The 17,699-nt window shown below is 48.4% G+C and carries 7 protein-coding genes (1 of these 7 cut by a window edge); 2 read left to right on the forward strand and 5 right to left on the reverse strand.

What is annotated here, in order from left to right:
• The 5 genes from H6570_01955 to H6570_01975 form a co-directional block, all read right to left on the reverse strand.
• A protein-coding gene (locus tag H6570_01955) for a hypothetical protein (protein ID MCB9318016.1) crosses the window boundary here: on the reverse strand, positions 1-354 show its 5' portion. 273 nt of this gene lie to the left of the window's left edge; the window shows 354 of its 627 coding nt (coding positions 1-354); it begins with the start codon at positions 352-354; its stop codon lies beyond the left edge, outside the window.
• A gap of 170 nt (positions 355-524) precedes the next feature.
• On the reverse strand, positions 525-719 hold the full coding sequence (locus H6570_01960; protein MCB9318017.1) for a hypothetical protein: 195 nt from the start codon (positions 717-719) through the stop codon (positions 525-527).
• On the reverse strand, positions 719-1,066 hold the full coding sequence (locus tag H6570_01965; GenBank protein MCB9318018.1) for a hypothetical protein: 348 nt from the start codon (positions 1,064-1,066) through the stop codon (positions 719-721). Before H6570_01965 ends, H6570_01960 begins: the two co-directional genes overlap by 1 nt.
• A 432-nt stretch (positions 1,067-1,498) precedes the next feature.
• Positions 1,499-1,939, reverse strand: a complete 441-nt coding sequence (locus tag H6570_01970) for a hypothetical protein (GenBank protein MCB9318019.1) — start codon at positions 1,937-1,939, stop codon at positions 1,499-1,501.
• Between the two features lie 242 nt (positions 1,940-2,181).
• Positions 2,182-2,403 (reverse strand): hypothetical protein, encoded by a 222-nt coding sequence (locus tag H6570_01975; GenBank protein ID MCB9318020.1) that lies wholly within the window; start codon positions 2,401-2,403, stop codon positions 2,182-2,184.
• Positions 2,404-2,823: 420 nt separating this feature from the next.
• On the opposite strand from H6570_01975, the gene H6570_01980 reads away from it, so the two are divergent.
• Positions 2,824-3,123 (forward strand): hypothetical protein, encoded by a 300-nt coding sequence (locus tag H6570_01980; protein MCB9318021.1) that lies wholly within the window; start codon positions 2,824-2,826, stop codon positions 3,121-3,123.
• A gap of 633 nt (positions 3,124-3,756) precedes the next feature.
• Positions 3,757-17,376, forward strand: a complete 13,620-nt coding sequence (locus tag H6570_01985; protein ID MCB9318022.1) for a VWA domain-containing protein — start codon at positions 3,757-3,759, stop codon at positions 17,374-17,376.
• The last annotated feature ends 323 nt before the right edge of the window (positions 17,377-17,699 follow it).

The raw sequence follows: 17,699 nt of genomic DNA on the forward strand, positions 1-17,699 counted from the left end.
CGAAAGATCCACAGGCATGGTACCATCCGTCACTTCCAGGCTGTCGCCGGTCACAAAGTCATACCACATTCCGGTGTGACTGAACTTGGCTTCAGAGGTCCTGTCGACAATTGCAAAATTGCCAATAACGATCACGGTCGAATCTTCTCCAAATAGTGTAATCTGTTTGGACAACTGAGCCAGGTCCAGATCAAAATTGTTGCTATTGAAAGCGCCGATGGAATGTCGCATCTGCATCATTTCCAGGTAGGTAGTAAACAGCTTCTTTCGATCCTGATGTTCCAGGTAGTCCCAGCGGATGGGTTTATTGGCTAGCCGGCAGTCATTACTGATGCTGCCATCCGGGCGAGGCATTTATAGAATAATCGTAACCCAGTTCGCCAAACTGCCAGATCATTTTAGGTCCCGGTATGGAAAAGAAAAAGACGGTTGCAAGTCCTGCATGCCGCAAACCGTGGGGTAAATCCGTAAACTGTAATCATTGTTTTGGTTTCCTGTGTCAATACCGGTACATCATCCGTTCTTCATCGTGACTTTCCATGTAGGACACCGCACTCGGGGTACTCAATCCTTATGGTGTAGGAAGCACCGGATAAATTACCATTGTAGCCGGTAGCCGCCTGAATGTAGGCTCCATTCACATTATTCCACAATAAAAATCCATGATCAGCCAGGACCGTTTCTTCCTCGATATCAGCGAAATGCTCTAAAATCAGCATCAAGTCAGGATTGGACTGCCATAATACATTTGCCATACGATCCAAAAGGGCCACCGGGAAGGATCATATCTGGACATGTCGGTATTATTGGTTGTATAGTTTTGTGTAAATCCTTTAGAAAGGTCAAACCGGTAGCCGTCGATGTGAAAGTTTTCTACCCAGTAGCGCAAAACCCGGTCCATATACCGTTGAGTGGCCAGACTTTCGTGGTTAAAATCGTTGAAAACATTAAATGGGTGTCTTGCCGTTTCGTTCAGCCAGGGATTGTCAGTTGCCGGTTGATTTTTGAGCTGTTCAATACAATTGGGCGAGCGGACTGGCGCCAGTGATGTGATTGAATACAACATCTAGGATTACTGCCATACCACGCTCATGGGCACCGTCAATCACCGCCTTGAAAGCTTCCGAGTTCCGTAATATTTATCCAGGGCCATCGAAGTCCGTATTATAACCCCAGGATTCATTGCCTTCAAATTCCGCTACCGGCATGAGCTCTATGGTGTTTATGCCTAATCGCTTTCAAGTAATCCAGGGAATCAAGCAGGCTTGCATAACTGTGATCGGTAACGAAATCACGGATTAGTAATTCGTAGATATTCAGACTACCGAATGCAGGAGGCGAATAATTATCGTTATGCCAGTTAAAGGGAACCTCGGGGCAGCCAGGTGATTATGCGGAGGTCTTCCGGTAGGGTAGGCTGGCAGATCCGGGAAGTTAGGCCCAATGGAAGCATCGTAATTGGGATCGAGGACCAGGGTAGAGTAAGGATCCGGAATTTTCAACTGACCATCGACGAGATATTGAAAAGGGGAGTATCGCCAGAGGTGTCAAGGGACCAGGAGGCCCACCAATAGTTGCCGCTGGTATCAGGGCTGAGTTGATATTTTGCTGAAGGCAGCCAATTATTAAAAGCTCCCAGCAAGTAAACATTTTGTTTGCCTGGCGCTTCCAGCAATGACTGTATTTGGTTGTTATTCATCAGATGGATACCCGGCACCTGATCATCCGGGACAGGCAGGGCAGGAAGATCCACGGATTCGGTGAAATAGATGGAATCCTGCCAGGATGTATCTGATGAAATGGCAATTAACCGGATCCAGTGATCACCTGGCTGGGATGAAATAGATGTGGTTATTGATGTGGTATCTGATGATGAATAAAGGGTGTCTGATGCCTCGATGATGTAAAATTCAGCGGATTGATTGGACTGGATTTGCACCGGAATGAAGTCACCGGAGATGTCACGGAAATTTTGGATGGTGAGATCAATTGTATGGCCAGACCATGTTCGGAGGGTATAAGGGGACGAAAATATCTCCCCGGTAGCAGTTTTCCGGTTTTACTTCCATCGATGTTTCTGAATACAAAAGCCAGCTCCTGGACTTCTTCGGTGGGCGGGACTCCAAAAAATCAGGAATGTAAAATCGGAAGGTGTGCTTATCATTACCGATGCTGGTCATTTTACCTGGGGTCGTCCTGTCCCCAATTGCCCTGTACATAGCGCCACCCACCTGGTGCACTCAGGTTGGTTATTAAACCGGCATGCATATAAACCTGGGATACACCGGCCAACCCCTTGCTTCCCTGCGTTGCATCAAAGGTGATGGTGATGGTATCTTTTATAGTCGCAAAGGTTGGGTCAAGGGAGACAATCTGTCCATCTGCCAGCAGGTACCAAACCAAGCAACATGTATAGACAAAAATTTTAATATATGAATTGTTCTGACTCATGGTGGTGTGTTCTGATATAAGCATAGAAATTGAGTGCACGGATTACATAAAAGTAGTTCAATTCCTGCATTTTGGTCCAGTAAAATGGGGTTAAATGATAGCTGGGTGTGAATATAAATCTTGTTTGGAATTCGATCAGATACAGGTTCGTTGCGGTATTTAAAACCCTTAGTTCATATTGCCGCGATGAACCATTCTCTAACTACTTTAGTTAAGTATAACACGGTTAAAGAAAAGGTGAAACGGTAATTTACTGAAGGTCGATGGGATCAGTACAGGGTTGGGTACACTGGATAAAATTAAGCGATCTCAGACCTGTTTCAATGAGGAAATATCGTATTTTTGTGGTCATTAAATATTAAAAATTTCAATATGCGAAAGTTAGTTTTTATTTTGATGTTAGGCACAGCCCTGTTTTCGATGGTTGCCTGCGGTGGACAAAAGCAGGAATCAGGTTCTATGGATTCAATGGATCATACCCATGCGGAAGCAGGACAATCAACGGATACCACAACTGTTCATGGACAAGGCAAAGAATATACCAGTGCTTATGTTTGTCCTATGCATTGTGAAGGAAGTGGTAGTAATGAGCCAGGTAAATGCCCGGTTTGTGGTATGGAATATGTAGCCCAAAATGATCATGTGAAGGACGGTCATACACACCAAGATTAATGAAAAATCACATATTTAACATTGCAAGCTGACTGATTAACGGTCAGCTTTTTTTATATGTAATTTTCATAAATGTGTGACATTTATTAGTGTTTTCAGCTTATTATATATTGTAATATTGATAATGTGTATATGCCTAATAATGCCAATTCTTACGATTAAGCTAAATAATAAATATTAATTTCAATACATTGATTATCAGATGAATAACGAATTATATTATAATAACATTCTATGTGTTATTATATTAATTTTTCCTATATAAAAGGAATGATAATTCTTTTTTTCCTGCTATTTTAGCCCTCTCTAACTACATGAAGTAGGTCATTCTGGACCTCCGTCTCTCATCTTAGGAATACTACAATCCTGCCAGGCAGGAGAAGACGAAATTTTTTAGAAAAGACGATTTTCTAATCATTTACCTGTGCTTGGATGTCACAGTTTGATGATGCCTATGGGATGTGTCTACAATTGTCCAAATTTATTGCATGCGTGGTCCCGAAGTAAATTTCGGATTGACCTAGTCGCAACTTGGTCACGCCAAGGTTTCACAGGATATGGCACCTCACAAGCTTCAGAAAGAACTGGATTTCGAGATCAGGAAAATCCGACTGAAGGCCAAAACCCAACTATATGAGAAGTGCTTACCGTTACATAGGTTTATTAGCAGGGATAAGTGTTGTGGCTATTGCCGGAAGCTTATTTAGGGTTAATCAGCACTCGAATGCTAAATTTGAAACATCCAATACCATAACAAGTAATCTATCGGATCAATCGATGCCTATGATGGCGACGGTATTGACCATGGGAGACATCATGTTCACAGGGTATCAATCTGATAATCCGGACGAATTTTCATTTGTTCTACTTACGGACATAATGGCGGGTACTACCCTTACATTTACAGACAATGGGTGGTTGTCAGCAGGAGGATTTAGGGCAGGAGAGGGAACCTTGACTGTAACTTTCGTGAACGATTTTACCTGTGGTACATCCCTCGTTGTGTCCAATCAGGGTGGCAGTTGGACTGTTAGCTCTTCAAGTGGCGCCATTGCAACAGTAGTTTCTGCAGGTTCATTTCAACTTTCAACATCTGGTGATCAAATATTTGCTTATCAAGGCACGGCTCCCACCGGTGTTGATCAATCGCACTTTGTGGCTGCGATTCAAATGAACGGCACCTGGGATTCCAATGCGACCAATGAAAATACATCTGCACAACCTTCTGTATTTTCCATGTCTGGCCTTGGCTTAGCTATTTCACCTGAACGGGATAACGCTCAATACGATTGTAGTACCATTTCAGGTTCACCAACAGATCTACGCGCAGCAATAATCACGACCCCTAACTGGGATTCAGACAACAGTAATGTTTTTGATCTGGGTGATTTCTGTGATTTTTGTTGTGGTTCGGGACCTCCGGTTACGGCTCCCTCACAGGTAGAGGTTAATCAAATGTTTAACCTGGATATCGGCATCACGCCGCCGACTGGCGTTTGGGAGCTGTATGGTTCAGCGGGATGTGGCGTTGGTGCCCCCTTGCAAACAACCACCGGAACCAGCTTTACAGTGACGGCACCGGCAAGTGCTGGTATTGCTACCTATTATATTAAGGAGTCAACCGAAGATTGTTGTACACCCATCGACATCTGTGTGGTTAATCCGGATCCATCGGTCATTTGTACCGACTGTAATTCCGATCCACTGGTGTGCGGGGATTGTTTTTTACCGGCACCTACCGATAACCCGGATCTGACGGCAACGTGTGATGACCTGCAGATGGTCTTTATTCTGGATGAATCCGGATCCATTGGTAACTCCGGTGCAACGAATGATGTACGGGACGGTGTTTTGGCCTTTATGAACGCTTTGAATGGCAGTGGCGTCGAAATGGCGATCATTGAATTTAATGCTACTTCCAGACTGGTTACCAACTATCAGTTGATCAATAACGCACTGATTGCCAGTGTTACCGGATATTTCAACGGTGTTCCTTTCAATGGCCAGACCTACAGCCCAAGTGGCAACACCAACTGGCATGATGCCATCAATGACGCGGACAATCTGGCTATTCAACCTGATTTGTTGATATTCTTCACGGATGGAGAACCTACCGCATATGGCACCACTTCTTCGACAAACTGCTCGGGCAATGCCTCGGTGGTCAACCCGGTGAAGATTGCCAACAAAATGAAAAACGAAGGCACCCACATGTTCATGCTGGGAGTGGGAACCGGAATCAACAGTACCAACCTGCAAGCAATGAGCGGTCCTACCCAATACATGAATGGAGTCAATTCCATCGGTACCTCCGATTGGACAATTGAAAACTTTAGCACCCTCGCCCAATGTCTGGAGGATTTTGCTTATGAGCTTTGTGCCACGTCACTCAGTCTGCAGAAAACGGTTATTAACTCATCCTGTGATGTGGTGACCTTCCAGTTTGTAGTCAGAAATCTGGGCGTATCCAATGTGGCTACTTCCGTGGTGGTAAAAGACACATTTCCTGCCGGATTCGCATCCGTGATGCACAGTGGTCCGGAAACCGTTTGTATCGGCAATGCTTGTGCACCCATGCAGCCGGCTAATACCTTTTGTTGGACCGTTGGCGATTTGCCGCCTTTGACGAGCGATACCCTGCAAATAACGGTAACCGCATTAACCTCCGGTAGCAAAATAAACACCGCTTGGGCTACTTCCTCCACCGCGGATACGGTATCCTCAACCTATGATGCCAGCGGAATAACGACGGACAATACCAATCCTGTAATTACTTGTCCTGCAAACATTACTGTTCAGTGCACACAATCTACGCTTCCGGCCGTGACGGGTACCGCTACGGCTACCGATGACCAGGATCCTACTCCAACCATCACCTATTCGGACGTAACTGCCGGTACAGCGCCTTGCATTACCATCACCAGAACCTGGGTGGCTACCGATGATTGTGACAATTCAGCCAGTTGCGTACAAACCATCACGGTTGAAGACAATACCCCGCCAACCATAAACTGCCCGGCGAATCTTACCCTGAATTGTGGAGCCGATACATCAGCGGCTGCAACCGGAATGGCAACGGCATCGGATAACTGCATGCCAAGCCCTACAGTTACCCGTTCCAATCAGGTTACACCAGGTCCTTGTGCCAATACCTTCTCCATTCAAAGGACCTGGAGAGCGGTTGATGCCTGCGGTAATACCAATACCTGCGTGCAATCCATTATTGTTCAGGATACCACGCGTCCAACCATTGTCTGCCCGGCTAATGTGACTTTATATTGCCCGGCGGACACCAGTGCTGGAGCGAATGGAATGGCCACAGGTATGGATAATTGTAACAACCCGGTATCCGTTTCCCATAGCAATCAAATCATTCCTGGAAGTTGTCCGGCGAATTATACCATTAACCGGACTTGGCGGACGATAGATGCCTGTGGTAACTCCAACAGTTGTGTTCAGATGATCCAGGTGCTGGATACCACGCGTCCTGTGATTAACTGTCCAGCTCCGGTCACAGTATTTTGTCCAAATGATACTAGTGTTGCATCAACTGGAGTCGCCACTGGTACAGATGTATGTAGTTCTCCTGTGCTGATCAGCCGCACCACTCAGATTACCCCCGGTAGTTGTCCGGCAAATTATACCATAACAAGGACTTGGCGTGCAACCGATGCCTGTCTGAATTCCAACACCTGTGTTCAGGTCATTCAGGTTTTGGATACTACCCGTCCGGTGATCACTTGTCCACCGAATGTCACCATGAACTGTCCGGGGGATACATCAGTAGCGAATACGGGAACCCCCATATCCAGTGACTTGTGCAGTACCGTATCCGTTTCACACATGAATCAGGTAATGAATGGATGTTCCGGTACTTCTACCACCATCCGTACCTGGATTGCAACAGATGCCTGTGGGAACAGTAACTCCTGCGTGCAGATCATTGTAGTACAGGATACGACGCCTCCTGTGCTGCCAATTCCGCCCTTTGATACGACTGTAAACTGTCCATTCAATGTTCCGTTCCCGGGCCCGTTGGTGGCTATGGATGCATGTGCAGGTCAGATTATTGCATTTCCGTTTGATCGATCTGTGCCCTCCTGCGATTATACCATTACCCGCACTTGGCGTTTTATGGATCCCTGTGGTAATGTAGATAGTGTGCAGCAATTCATCCGGGTAGTAGACTCCATAAGGCCTTATTTTACATCAATTGTACCAAACGATACCATCTATTTTTCCTGCAATGATACGCTGCCAACGGTACTGCCTGACGGAGAAGATAACTGTGGAAGTGTTTCAGCGGAATACATTGATGTTACATTGCCATCTCCGTGTCCGGCCAATCCGAATGTTAGACGCATTATGCGTACGTATACGATAACGGACTTATGCGGAAATGACAGTATTTATGTTAACTGGTTGTTTTTTGTGGATACAACTCCTCCAGTGCTTACACCTGCACGAGATAGTATAGTAGAATGTGATGGCGCCGGAAATACGGCCGACTATAATGATTGGATTGCTTTGCATGGAAGAGCAACTGCTACGGACGATTGCGGGCCGGTAACCTGGTCGCATCAAGTGATCAGCTCAACACCATTGTGTGGTGCCACAAGAGAGGATAGTGTCATTTTCATCGCAACAGATCTGTGTGGCTATGCGGACACAACCGGAGCAAAATTCATAATTATTGACATTACGCCGCCAACGATAACGCCTGCGATGCCGATTACGATTGATTGTGCTGCGGGCCCAACCGCTTTAACTAACTGGTTGAACAACCACGGGGGCGCTACTGCCAGTGATGATTGTAGTGCGATCACTTGGAGTTCCAACTTTGGCAGTGCTCCGGATGCATGCGGAGTAAATAACAGCATTCCGGTAACATTCTATGCAAGCGATGCGTGTGGAAATATTGATTCGACAACGGCTGACCTTACTATTCAGGACGACACACCTCCTATGATTACCGTTCCAGCTATGGATACCATTGTTCAATGTGATGGAGCAGGTAATGTTGATGATTACAACCGATGGATTATGAACCACGGAGGTGCAGAAGCGACCGATGATTGCGGAGGTGTGAATTGGATTAATGCCGTAATTACTTCCACACCAATGTGTGGTTCTACGCGCACGGATAGCATTCGGTTTACGGCCGTAGATGCTTGCGGAAACTCGGCGGTAACAACTGCCAAGTTCATCATTATCGATGATGTGCCACCGGTTTTGACCCCGGGGTCTAATCAGACGGTGGAATGCGATGGAAGTGGAAATATTGCTGCCTACCAGAATTGGATCAACACCCATGCTGGAGGAACAGCAACCGATATTTGTAGCTCGGTGACATGGGATACCATGACGCTTGCACGTATTCAAGTTTGTGGAAATACTTACAGGGACAGCGTTCGATTCTATGCGATCGATGCGTGTGGAAATAGAGATAGTTTCAGTGCTGTTTTTGCCATAAGGGATTTGACACCTCCGATGGTAACGCCGGGAAACAACCAAATAGTAGAATGTGATGGTGCAGGAAATGTGGCAGAATTTTCCAGTTGGATTGATTCCCATGCTGGAGGGGCCGCTACTGATGTTTGTAATGTTGTTTCCTGGGATACGACCACCCTTGCACGGATACCAATGTGTGGCAATACCTACCGGGATAGTGTTCGTTTTTATGCCATCGATGCCTGCGGTAATCAAGACAGTTTTACAGCGGTATTTATCATTCGGGATCAAACTCCACCTATGGTGACTCCAGGGATGGATATCATGATAGACTGCGGTGGGGGACAACAGATGGAGCTACAGAATTGGCTGGATACCCATGCTGGAGGAAATGCTACCGATCTGTGTGGGAATGTAACATGGACCAACAATTTTGGTGGTGCTCCGAATGCATGTTCTGGAAACAGTTCAGTCCCGGTCACTTTCTATGCAACGGATGATTGCAATAACGTAGATTCCTTTACGGTAAATCTTACGATACAAGATGACATACCTCCAACAATTAACCCTCCCGCACGAGATACGATGGTACAATGTGAAGGTGGTTTGACAACCTCCTACATGGATTGGTTGAACAATCATGGAGGAGCCATGGCCAGTGACGATTGTGGCGCCGTTACCTGGGCATACACAGAAATTACTAATGCTCCTGGCTGTGGATTGACCAGGGCGTATGATGTACGTTTCTATGCCATCGATGCTTGCGGAAACCGGGATAGTACCGATGCTACTTTTACCTACATTGATACCGTTGCACCAATTTTGCCTCCAACGCCTAACGACACCCTGGTAGGGTGCCCATTAAGTGTTCCATTACCGATGGTACTTACGGCTACCGATGCATGTTCCGGATCACCCATCACAGTGGTGCCTCGTCGAATATCTGAGACGCCCTCTTGCGAGTACAGCATTATTGAGCGATGGATCTTTATGGATGCGTGCGGCAATAAAGATAGTGTAGAACGGATGATCCATGTAAAAGACTCCTTGCCACCCGTATTTACGACGTTGGTCAGGGATGATTCCATTTACTACGACTGTACGGATACATTACCTACTATTTTACCAGGGGCTACAGATGCATGTGGTAGCGTCAGTGTAGAATACATGGATATGTATTTACCGAACAGTTGTCCATCAGAAACGATTATTAAAAGGACCTATAGGGCAACTGATTTTTGTGGAAATGCGGATTCAGTTATTAATTACTTGATTTTCCGAGATCGTACTGCGCCCGTTTTGACACCTGCGCGGGATACGATAGTGAATTGCGACGGAGCAGGTAATGTGGCTGCGTTTGCGGAGTGGATCAACCTCCATGGTCGTGCTACTGCTTCGGATAATTGCGGGATGATCACGTGGGATACGATGACGATTTCGCGGACGCTGCTGTGCGCCGTTACACGGATCGATTCGATGCTATTTATTGTTCAGGATGATTGTGGCAATGCCGATACGACATCGGCTAACTTTATCATACGTGATGTAACACCGCCTGTGGTCACGCCGGCCAATGACACAGCGATTGATTGTTCGGTAGTAGGCGGGATAGCTGGCTGGCTGGCGATCAACGGAGGAGCTACGGCGACAGAAGAATGCAGTACGGTGACGTGGAGCAACAATTACGGTTCTGCCCCCGGCGGTTGTGGGGAAGCTCCGGTACTGGTGACTTTTTATGCGACGGATGCATGTGGTAATGTGGATTCGACGACGGCGATGCTGATGATCCAGGATACGGTACCACCGACGATCACGGCTCCGGCGCGGGATACGACGGTGCAGTGTGAGGGAGGAGCCACGACAGCGTACTCGGCGTGGGTGAATAATCATGGTGGAGCGATGGGTACGGACGATTGCGGGCCGATCAGCTGGGATACGACGGAGTTGAGCAATACACCGTTATGCGGTGTTACGGAGAGCTATGTAGTTCGTTTTTATGCGGTGGATGTCTGCGGTAACCGGGATAGTACGGATGCGACGTTCACCTACATTGATACGGTAGCGCCGGTACCACCCATACCACCGGCGAATACATTGGTCGCCTGTGCTACGGATGTACCTGCGGCGGTGTCACTGATGGCTACGGACGCATGTCAGGGATCGGTACCCGGGGTATTGACACGGATCTTAAACGATACGAGTTGTGTGAATGGCAAGACAATCACGTATCAATGGGTGTTTACGGATGCATGCGATAATTCGAGTGCGGTAACGCAGACGATTGTGGTCAAGGATTCGATCGCACCGGTGATCAGTGGGGTGATGGACGGAGCGATGTACACGGTAAATTGCCAGGATCCGATCCCGGTATTTACGGTGACGGCCAGTGATAACTGTGGTTATTACCGGCTGACGGTAATGGATAACATTTCAGGAGGAAACTGCTCTGCAGAATCGACCATTGTACGGACGTGGGTAGCCCGGGACACCTGTGGTAATACATCTACGGTATCGGTGACGATAGCGGTGGTAGATACGATTGCTCCGACGATCCAGGCGCCGGCAGATACGATCGTTTACTGCACCTCAGACACGAGTGTCATGAATTTGGGAGATGCGGTGGCGATGGATAATTGTGGGATGCCGAATTTGGTTCACCACAATGAGCTGATAGCAGGGAGCTGTCCACAGGAATATATGATCAGAAGGATCTGGACGGCAACGGATGCATGCAGTCATGTGGCGATGGATACGCAGCTGATCCAGGTGGTTGATACAGTTGCTCCAATGCTGGTCACGCCGCCGATAGATACGACGATCGAGTGCAATGAAATGACGATGTCATTGCTGCAGAGCTTCCTGGATCGCCATGGAAACGCAACAGCTACGGATGAATGCGGAGGTATGGTGAGCTGGAGATACCGCTACATGGTGGTACCGGATGCGTGTGATCCGAGCGGTAGTAATACCTTCCCGGTAACGTTTATCTATATGGATGAATGCGGGAATGAGGATTCGGTGATGTCGATGATCACGATCGTAGATACGCGCCCGCCGACAATCACGGTGGAAGCGATGGATACCGTGGTGAACTGTGACGGGAATATGAATGTGGGTGATTTTGATGCGTGGATAGCGAATAATGGGGGAGCGGAAGCTACGGATGATTGCGGAGTGATCAATTGGAGGTATGAAATAGTTGGTACGCTGGATTTGTGTGCAGCTACGCGGGTAGATACGGTACGGTTTATCGCATCAGACTTGTGCTCGAATGCGGATACGACGATGGCATTATTCACGGTGATCGATACGACGCCGCCGATGATCTTCATTCGAGATACGACAATATTGTGCGACCAGGACACCTCAGTAGGCAATCTGGGTGGTCCGACGGTTGTCGAAGATTGCGGGACGTATACCCTGATGCATACGGATGTGGTACAAGAAGGCAGCTGCCCGCAGGAAGAGACGATCCTGCGTACGTGGGTAGCGGTGGATGAATGCAATAACTCGAATACGGTGTTACAGACGATCGATGTAGTGGATACGATCCCACCGCAGGTGACGTGTCCGCCGACGTCTTATGCCTCGTGTACAGCAGATGAGATACCGATCATCACGTCGTGGTCACAGTTTATGGACAGCCTGGGTACTGCTACGGATAATTGCAATCTGGATACGACGACATTCAGGTATGTAACGTTCCGTACGGTAGTTCAGCCGACGCGGCGGTTGGTGTACCGGGAATATGAGATCGGAGATGGATGTGGTAATTTTGGTAGCTGTGAACATCTGATCATTGTACAGGATGTGACGCCACCGGATGCGCGGTGCGTGGATACTTTCCGGATCATGGCGAATGATAACGGGATCGCAACGATCCTGGTCGACTCGATCGATAACGGAAGTACAGATAATTGTGGTATAGACAGCATGTGGCTTGACCGTGCGAACTTCAACTGTGACTTTTTCTACAATGTGACGCTGGTCAGACGGGTGACGCTGTATGTACGGGATTATGCAGGTAACGTATCGACGTGTGAGACGGTACTGCTGGTAACATGTCCTTGTCCACCGAGCCCGTTGCCACCGACATGTAACGATGAGATCACAGTAAGTTTGGGATCGAACTGCAGTTTCGAGGTTGATGCGTCGGTGATCATGCAGAACTATATAGAAGGCTGCGATGATCCGTATAAGATTACGTTGACGACGAGTTCGAATGTGAAGATCGGTAGCCTGATCACGGAGAACGAGATGGGTCAGGATCTGACGTACAACATCATCGATACGACGAATGGGAACCGCTGCTGGGGCGTGATCCATGTAGAAGACAAGCGGCCTCCGCAGATCATCTGCGAAGATCATACGGTGAGTTGTATCGAGCCGATCCCGGAATTGCCGCAGGTAGAGGAGAATTGCAGTTTTGTACCGAAGCTGGATTTATTGGAAGAAGTGTGGACGGACTACAATTGCAGTGAGAATACGGAATTGTCGGGCGTAATGCACCGGAAGGTACGAGCTACGGATGCGTGGGGTAATTACCGGGAATGTGAGCAGGACATCTACGTAAGGCGAGAGAGTCTTGATGATCTTCATTGCCCGGCGGACACGATCCTGGAGTGCTGCACGAAAGATATAGAAGGGAAATACAAATTATGGGATACGACCTTGGTGACGATCGATGCAGCAGGGATCCCACATCCGAAGCCGTTGGTAAAAGAAGGCCGGGTAGCGGGTCTGGTAGATGTGCCGTATCTGGTGGTAGACGGAGATACGACGTATGTATGGGACATCCATCACGGCTGCAACATCATTGTGGATTATCAGGATGATGTGATCGGGTTGTGTGAGCCGACGTACATGATCAGAAGGAACTGGATCATCAAAGACTGGTGCCGTGGTACGGAGATCCATTGTACGCAGTTGATCAAGGTGGTAGATAATACGCCACCGGTAGTAAAACAGCCTGCACCGGTTACGGTAGCGGTCACGGCACATGACTGTAAGGCAGCGGTGGTGATAGCAAGGCCCGAGATCACGGAAGAATGTGCGTATAAGTTTTATAAGAACAATGCGGAGAAGGCGGAATCTTTGATACAGGTGACGTATTCGGTGACGTATACGGCGGAGAAAGGGAAGACGGTGACGCTGGAAGGCGAGTTGGGCGTAGGCAAAGAGGAGCACCTGTATTTACCGGCAGGGGATTATAACATCCATTATTATGTGACGGATGGCTGCTGGAATCAGCGAGAGATCATCCAGGCGGTATGGGTACTTGATGATGTAGCGCCGATACCGGTATGCGATGAGATCACGCAGGTGACGCTGGATCCAGACAGTTGCTGGGCACGGATCTATGCGAAGGACCTGGACGATGGTAGCTACGATGGCTGTTGTGAGACGCTGCACTTTGCGGTAGCGACGATGAATGAGATCAGCTACTGGCGGACGTACTGGCGGGAGCAGTTGAATGCGTGCAACCCAGAGCTGTATCACTACGATACGTTGGCGCGCAATGAGCTGATCGAGCACTGGATCGACTGCTATATATTTAATGATTATGCCGATATCACGGCGTGTAAAGAAGAACAAGTGGTATTGCGGGTTTATGAAGCGTGCGGGATGCCGCAATACGATCCGCATGTGTTTAAAGGGACAGAGCATGACTGGTACTGCTGGAATCTGTACAATGACTTTGCGTGCTATTACCGGTTAAATTACGATTCGGTGAGTCACTATCAGCGTCTGCGGCCGGATCTGTGTGATTCGGATTATACGACGGCGTGCATAGGCGTAGCGTCATTAAGTCCGGGGGTACCGCACCGGAATCCGTTGTGTTGCAGTTATCCGACGGAGGCCTTGCTAGAGAGATGGGCAGAGGTACAGCAGAAATATCCTGAGGTGGTAGAATTGAGTGCGAGCCGTTGGTGGTTCCCACACTTGTCGAGTGATTGCATGATCCAGGTGCGGAAAGATGATAAGGAAGCACCGGTTGTAGAAGCGCCGGAGGACATCACGGTCTATTGCGACGGGGTTCCGTACTGGGTAGAGGTACCGTTTAAGTTGGGAGAAGCGGGCAACTACGTGTTGCATGCACCGGGTTATGCGTGGAATGTATGTTCACCGTGGGGAGATTACCTGACGACGGGCAGTTGTCCGGAGAGTGGATGGTACGATGATGAGGTCGGTGGCCGTTGTTGTCTGGAGCTGCCGTGGGACGGAGGCAAGTATGGTTATTATCAGGGGCCGAAGTTTGATTACTATGGAGCGGACTCCTGTGGATACAATTTGTGGCAGCCGGAGCGTGCATTAAAGGATGCACATGCGAGCTGGATGCCGACGTACTGTATGCTGTGGCTGTGGCTGGATAAATATGACCAGCCGGGTGGCGGCAAGGTAAAAGTGGAAGGAGGAGAACCGGTGATAACGGATAATTGCACACCGCTGGAAGAATTGTACATTGACTACAAAGAAGAAGGTGGGCTGAATGAATGTGGTGTGGGAACGCTGACGAGAAGCTGGACGGTAGAGGATGGGTGTGGCAACTCAAGCACGGCGCATCAATCGATCCATGTATTGCCGCGGAGTGATTTTGAAGTGATCTTCCCGGCGGATGTGACGGTGACGTGCGAAGAGCCAGGGTCTCTGGAAGCGGAGCTTAACGGAGCAGGAGCGCCGCTGATCACGGATGACGACTGTGAACTGATCGGTATCCATTATGAAGATGAGATCTATGAAGTATCGGGAGCGGGGTGTTACCAGATCCAGCGTACGTGGAAGGTGATCGACTGGTGTGTATTCAATGCGGACCAGAACCTGCATCATCCAGCGTATCCGGATGTGATCGTAGATGACCGGGTATATGCGGGTAGTGACCGGAAGTGTGTGTACCGCTACCTGAAAGACAATGGGGATGGGTACATGCTGTATACGCAGTTGATCGATGTGATCGATGAGGTGTCACCGGCGATAAGCTGTATAAGCGACACGGTACTGTGTACATACAATGCGACATGTGGTGCGGACTCGGTGGTGTTGTTGCTGGGAACAGCGGTGGATAACTGTACGGACAGTGCCTCGATCAGCTACCGGTATAGTGTGCGGGAGGTTGACGAGCCGGTAGCGCTGATCTACGGTAGTGGCCGGGTACTGCACGAAATGCTGGCCTATGGGACGTACGAAGTGTCCTTGATAGCAGAAGACCTGTGTGGCAATGCAGATACGTGTTATACACAGCTAACGATCCGGGATTGTAAAGCGCCGACGCCCTATTGTTACGATGGGATCGTGACGGTAATCATGGAAATCGGCGGTTCGATCACGGTGTGGGCTTCGGATCTGGATGCAGGCAGTTATGACAACTGCACAGCAGCGGAGGATCTGGTGTTCAGCTTTACGGAGGACGGAGAAACACCGAGCAGGACGTACATCTGTGAAGACATCCCGAACGGTAAGGAGAATGTGTTTAAAGTGGATATGTGGGTGATTGATGCGGACGGCAACCGGGATCATTGTACGGTAGATCTGCGCATCCAGGACAATACGGGCGATGCGTGCAGTGACATAAGCAGTCCATTGCAGACGGTAGAGGGCACGATCCAGACCGAACAGGGTACAGGGGTAGAATACGTAGAGGTTAAAGTACCGCAGATGACGTCGGTGATGACGGATGTATCGGGTAAATATACGGTAGAGGGCATGGATGAAAATGGTCAATATGAGTTGAATCCATTCCGCAACGACCGGGTATTAAACGGGGTATCGACGCTGGACTTGTTGAAGATCCAGAAGCACCTGTTGGGAATCGAGATGCTGGAGACGCCCTATCAGCTGATCGCAGCGGACATCAACAATTCGAAGTCGTTGACGGCGATCGATCTGTTGGATCTGCGCAAGGTGATCCTGGGTATCCTGGATAGCTTCCCGAATAACCATAGCTGGCGGTTTGTGGATAAGCACTATGCGTTCCCTGAACCTGGAGAGCCGTGGACATTCCCGGAACAAGTGAAAGTAGAACCATCGACATATACCGGGAATCCGGACTTCATCGGGATCAAGGTAGGGGATGTGAACGGGTCGTCGCAGCCGAACGGGTTGGCAGGCGCGGAGATCCGTGAAGACCAGACGTACTGGCTGCGGGTGGAAGACCGGAAGGTCATGAAGGGAGAGAGCGTGGTGGTACCGGTGTATGCGGAAGGGAATAGACCGATGGAGGGCTGGCAGTGGACACTGGAAGCGCTGCATGCCCGGGTTGAAGAAGTGTACAGTGATGTGATCGGGTTGAAGCCAGAGAACATCGGCTACAAGTGGTCGAAGGAAGGGGTGGTGACGATGAGCTGGAATGCAGTACAGCCGGTGACGGTAGGGGAGGAGAGCCCATTGTTCTATGTGCGGATAGAGGCAGGAGAAGAAGGCTGGCTGAGCGATGTCTTGCGGATCCATTCGCGTTATACGCCGGCGGAAGCCTATGGAGTGAACGATGAGGTGCTGGGTGTAGGGCTGAAATACCGCCGGGGAGGCGATGTGTTGACACAGGCGATGCCGAAGTTGTATCAGAACACACCGAATCCGTTCAATGAGCAGACGAAGATCGGCTTTGAATTGCCAGAAACATCGGATATCGTGCTTACGATTATGGACATCTCGGGAAGGATGGTGAAACAGATCCGGGGCAATTATGGCCGGGGCTATCACGAGATCGAAGTAAAAGCGGAGGAACTGGAACGTTCAGGGGTCTTGCATTATCAGTTGCAGACCAAGGATTATGTCCAGGTCCGCAAGATGATCTTGATCAAATAAGTCTGTTTAGGAGTAAAAAAATAAAAGTGCCCGGAAATAAATTATTTCCGGGCACTTTTATTTCAAACATTGTTGTAATGTGTAATGATCTTATAGTTAGGAATATGAATAATTTTAATATTAATATCGATTAAAATGATATTTGTAAAGTTTTGATTTATAATTAGTATGTTGTTTATTTTATATGTTTAATATACATGTGATTTCGGAAGTTTTAATGCTATAATTGCTTTGGATAGTCAATTCGATCTTTTATTTTTCGGCTCTCTTTGCTAGTCTTATTTAAGAATCCTACACCGGTTTTATAACTGGTATGGGTTTAA

This window comes from Lewinellaceae bacterium (assembly GCA_020636135.1).
Taxonomy (GTDB): domain Bacteria; phylum Bacteroidota; class Bacteroidia; order Chitinophagales; family Saprospiraceae; genus JAGQXC01.

Coding starts and splice junctions, on each gene's coding strand:
- H6570_01985 (MCB9318022.1), top strand. CDS start 3,757: ATGAGAAGTGCTTACCGTTACATAGGTTTATTAGCAGGGATAAGTGTT.
- H6570_01980 (MCB9318021.1), top strand. CDS start 2,824: ATGCGAAAGTTAGTTTTTATTTTGATGTTAGGCACAGCCCTGTTTTCG.
- H6570_01965 (MCB9318018.1), bottom strand. CDS start 1,066: ATGTTGTATTCAATCACATCACTGGCGCCAGTCCGCTCGCCCAATTGT.
- H6570_01960 (MCB9318017.1), bottom strand. CDS start 719: ATGCTGATTTTAGAGCATTTCGCTGATATCGAGGAAGAAACGGTCCTG.